The sequence below is a fragment of the Bacteroidota bacterium genome, from assembly GCA_037133915.1.
Taxonomy (GTDB): domain Bacteria; phylum Bacteroidota; class Bacteroidia; order Bacteroidales; family CAIWKO01; genus JBAXND01.
In genome coordinates, this window is record JBAXND010000103.1 from 1 (window position 1) to 4416 (window position 4416).

The 4416-nt window shown below is 45.9% G+C and carries 2 protein-coding genes; both read right to left on the bottom strand.

Annotated elements, in window-relative coordinates; genetic code table 11:
- On the bottom strand, positions 1 to 1540 hold a 1540-nt coding region (locus WCM76_16710), incomplete at its 3' end, for a hypothetical protein (GenBank protein ID MEI6767274.1).
- Between the two features lie 424 nt (positions 1541 to 1964).
- Positions 1965 to 4094: a cation-translocating P-type ATPase gene (locus WCM76_16715; protein MEI6767275.1), complete on the bottom strand. Its 2130-nt coding sequence runs from the start codon at positions 4092 to 4094 to the stop codon at positions 1965 to 1967.
- Between the last annotated feature and the right edge of the window lie 322 nt (positions 4095 to 4416).

Genomic DNA, 4416 nt, shown 5'->3' on the forward strand with positions numbered 1-4416 from the left:
TCAGGCTCACACCTGTTGCATTATTAATTGTAAGATTCAACAGCCTGCCTGCTGTACCCGTTGTCCAGACCTCGGTACCGCTTCCGTTGATGTTTTGCGGAGAAGTGCCCGCCATTGTGAGTAATGAAGGCGCTGTAGTTGAGTTAAAAACACCATTATTATTCAAATTCCCTTTTAACGTGAGCGTACTACCGACAAGTTGAAATTCACTTCCACCTGCATTATTAATAGTGAGGTTACCTCCAATAATAATTGAACCAAGCAGTTTCACAAATCGTGTAGAAGCATTGGTGGCGGTATTATTTACAAGAACATTTCCAATTGGATATACCGAACCCGTGAAAATATCAAAACCATCCGTACTTCCAGCCGTGGTGCTTACACCATCTCCGAACTGAATTGTGCTTCCGACAAAGTTATAGGTACCTGTAGCTGCTGAGAGATAAAGCGCATAACCAGTACTTGCTGCGGAATGCGGATCTGTGATGGTAAGTGTACCACCCGTAAAGTTCACCGCAGAAGCACTTGTAGAAGAAAACTGGAAAATATGACTCGTAGATGCGAGAGCAGAAGCCGCCTGTGGATCTACAATGAAATTTCCCGCTGTCATCGTAAATATGGATGCCGTATTCATCAGTACGCGTCCATAAATTGTAACGCTGGCCGATGCACCGCCGATAATAAGTGTGCCGTCAACCTGCAGCGCATTGTTGCCGCATCCATATGCGAAGGCACCCGCATCCACCTGCAGAGTGCCGGTAACTGTCGGAGAACCGGCGCCGACATTGGTTCCCGTTCCCACACACTGCACCGAAGCAGAAGAGTTGTTAATCCATAATCTTCCTGTAGCCGCACAAATGGGCTGGCTGCCGTAATAAGGTGTGAGTGCTGATGCACTCGATAGTTTGAATGTCCCGTTGGTCAGCGTGAGCCTTGTCCCTGTGCCGCTCGGAGCACTCATGGTAATTGCCGAAGTAACCTCAAGGATATTTGTAATAGCCGTCCCTTTGCTTACCGTGATTGCATAAAAATCGATGGTGCCTGATGTGCCGGAAATAGTATTGTTCGTTGCCCCCGTAAAGGTCATCGTAACTCCTGCCGTCGTATTCATATCAAAGGTGCCGTTGGCCGTCAGACTGCCGGTGAGTGATAAGGTATGGGTTATCAACGCGCTCGCACCCGCTGTAAAACTACCCGTGCTGCTTACCGTGATATCACCCGAAACAGTAAGCCCGGCAGCTACCGAACCATAGGTGAGTGTACCGTCTACAATCAATGATTTACACAGCATTCCCGTTGCATCCAGTGTTACAGCGTGACCCGCCTGAATTGTGACAGGATTCGTTGCCGCAGGAACCACAGATGCAGCAACCCATGCCGAACCATTGTAAGTTTCCCAGGTAGCAACTGTGCCCCAGCTTGCAGGACCTGCCGCCTTCGACCGGTAATCGCCGCTGGTCTGTGAAAATGCCGGCGCCAGTGCAACTATAAACATCAATGCCATCAGGGCAAAACGGAGGGTAATACGGTGTAATTTCATATCGTAGGATGTAGTTAGTTTCAAACCGAAAAATTTATTATAATTCCGCCGCTTATGCAAACACAGAAAAGTCCGCATAACACAGCCGTCTTTGAACAAAATGAATCAGAGAAAAAAATTGTCATTATCAAAAATCCCTATAAACGTCTAAATAGTATAACCTCCCGATCAACTGATGATCAAAAAGGCCTGAAAGATTCTAATAAAAGATCTACAGAAAAATTTATGCCGCTGTTCTTCTTATTTTGGTGATTTTCAGGATATATAATGACTTCAGAAATGATCGTAATAAAATCTTACAGCAAAGATACGGAATAATATATATTCTTGTATACTTCGACTAGAATATTTATTAACACAAATTATTAGAAATCAGGTATTAAGAAATTGTTAATACAGGCATAAACACCCATAATCGAAGTTTTCAAGCATCCAGTTTCTTACTTTTAAGCCGTAGTGAGTTCAGTACTACAATTACATCAGATAACGCCATTGACGCCGCCGCTATCATCGGACTAAGAAATCCCATGGCCGCAACAGGAATCGCTATCACATTGTAGAAGAATGCCCAGAAAAGGTTCTGCTTGATGATAGTGAGGGTATTTTCACTTATTGAATATGCTTTCGATAAAAGATTTAAATTTCCTTTCAACAATATTACCTGAGCCGATTGTATCGCCACCTGTGTGGCGTTGCTCATAGAAATTCCTACCGTTGCCTTTGCCAGTGCAGGCGCATCGTTGATGCCGTCGCCCACCATAGCCACATCTTCCTTTTCACCAAGCTGACCAATAATAGCCAGTTTCTCGGCCGGAAGTTTTTCACTGTATATCTCATCAAATGGAAGCAGCTTTGCCAGCGCATCACACTTTTCGCGGCCATCACCGCTCAGCAATATTGTTTTAATCCCCTTGGAACGAAGGTATGATAATACGTCTGCCGCCTCTGCCCGTACTTCATCCTGAATATCGACAGTTCCAATCAACAATCCATTTCGCAACACATATAAATTATGACTGCTGTCGCCGGTAAGTGCCCGCGCCATGCGATATGATCCAATGCTGAACGTATTGCCCTGATCGTCGGCAGCTGTCATGCCCATGCCTTTTTGTTCCTCTGCATCCTTTATCGCAAAAGGCCTTGCATGGCTCAGTTCAGCACTTACGGCACGCGCTATCGGGTGAGCCGAAAACTTCTCAACACTCAGCAGCACCGATTCAAGATATTCCTTTTCAACACCCACAGCATTCATGCTGCTGATTTTAAAATTGCCGGTAGTCAGTGTTCCCGTTTTATCAAAGACTATCCGCTTGACTCCAATGAGTTTTTGTATGGTGGAAGCACCCTTTATCAGAATGCCCTGTTTGGCTACACGCCCTACGCCCACTACTACTGCTGTCGGAATGGCAAGTCCCAATGCACACGGACAGGCAATCACAAGTACAGCAATACATCGCATCAGCGCATCCTGAAAACCAACACCCGCAAGCCAGAACGAAAGTGCAAAGGTGGCAATGGAAATAATAACCACCACAGGAACGAATACCGCCGATATCCTGTCGGCCAGAGTCTGCAGTGCAGGCTTATCCATCTGGGCATTCTTCACCATATCTATTATCTGACCAAGCACCGCCTGCTTGCCGATGGCTGTTGCTTTTATCTTACACGAACCCGATAACAGTACCGTCCCTCCTATCACACTGCCGCCCTCGCTTTTCTCTACAGGCAGGCTTTCGCCCGATATCATCGCCTCATCAAAACTGCCGCCTCCCCAGTAAATAACACCGTCAGCCGGAACACGCTCTCCGCTATTGATTAACAGTAAATCATTTCTGCGGATGCGCACGGCTTCAATGTCAACAATCGTTTCATTGTTATGCTCATCCGATTCAATACGGTGGGCAATTACTTTCTGCAGTTTCACCAGATCGTCAATAGCCGACGTAGTGCGGCGAACAGCTTTATGCTCCAGCATATTCCCCAGAAATATCAGTGTGATGATGCTCGCCGAAGTTTCGAAGAACAAAAAATTATGCCCCATATTCATCAGCAAACCAATCAGGCTGTAAACAAAGGAAGCAGTACTTCCCAGCAGTATCAGCACATCCATGTTCGGAACACCCGCACGCAACGATTGAAATCCACTGCGGCCAAAATGGTACAGACCGACAATAAACACAGGCGTAGCAAGCACCAGCTGCAACCATCCGTTATGCAGAAAATGAAACGGCAGAAACATAGCCGTAAGCAAGGGAAGCGTGAATATAAGCGAGAACCAGAATTTCTTTTCAATACCCGAAAGTCCCTTTTGTACATGCGTCTCACCTTCGCTGAGGTTGGCAAGCACCTGATAACCCATGGAGTTTATCTTGTCAACAGCCTTCTCCACATCGCCTTCCGCGGAAGCATCAAACACCACTTCACCCGAAGAGAAATTCACCGAAACACCTTCGTAACCCATCCTGTCAAGCTGCTTGCTGATGCCCAACGCACAGTTGGTGCACTCCATCCCTTCCACCAGCAGCTCTATCCTTTTTACAGCTATCTTTTCCATAACCGGATTTTTCACAAAATTACTCAATTTCACTCCCGTAAAGAACTATTCCAGATAGTATCTTTTGGTTAGTTGATGGAAATCAGAAGATAGTCGTGAGTTGTGAGTCGTGAGTCGTAAGTCGTGAGTCGTAAGTCGTGAGTCGTGAGTCGAGAGTCGTAAGTCGTGAGTCGTGAGTCAAAAAAAGAATTCAGAAGAATTCAGAAGAAATAAAGTCCCTTTCACCGATGCGGGTAAAGGGATTTAGGGATAGGGGCATGAGTCGTGAGTCGTGAGTCGTGAGTCAAAAAAAGAATTCAGAAGAATTCAGAAGAAATAAAGT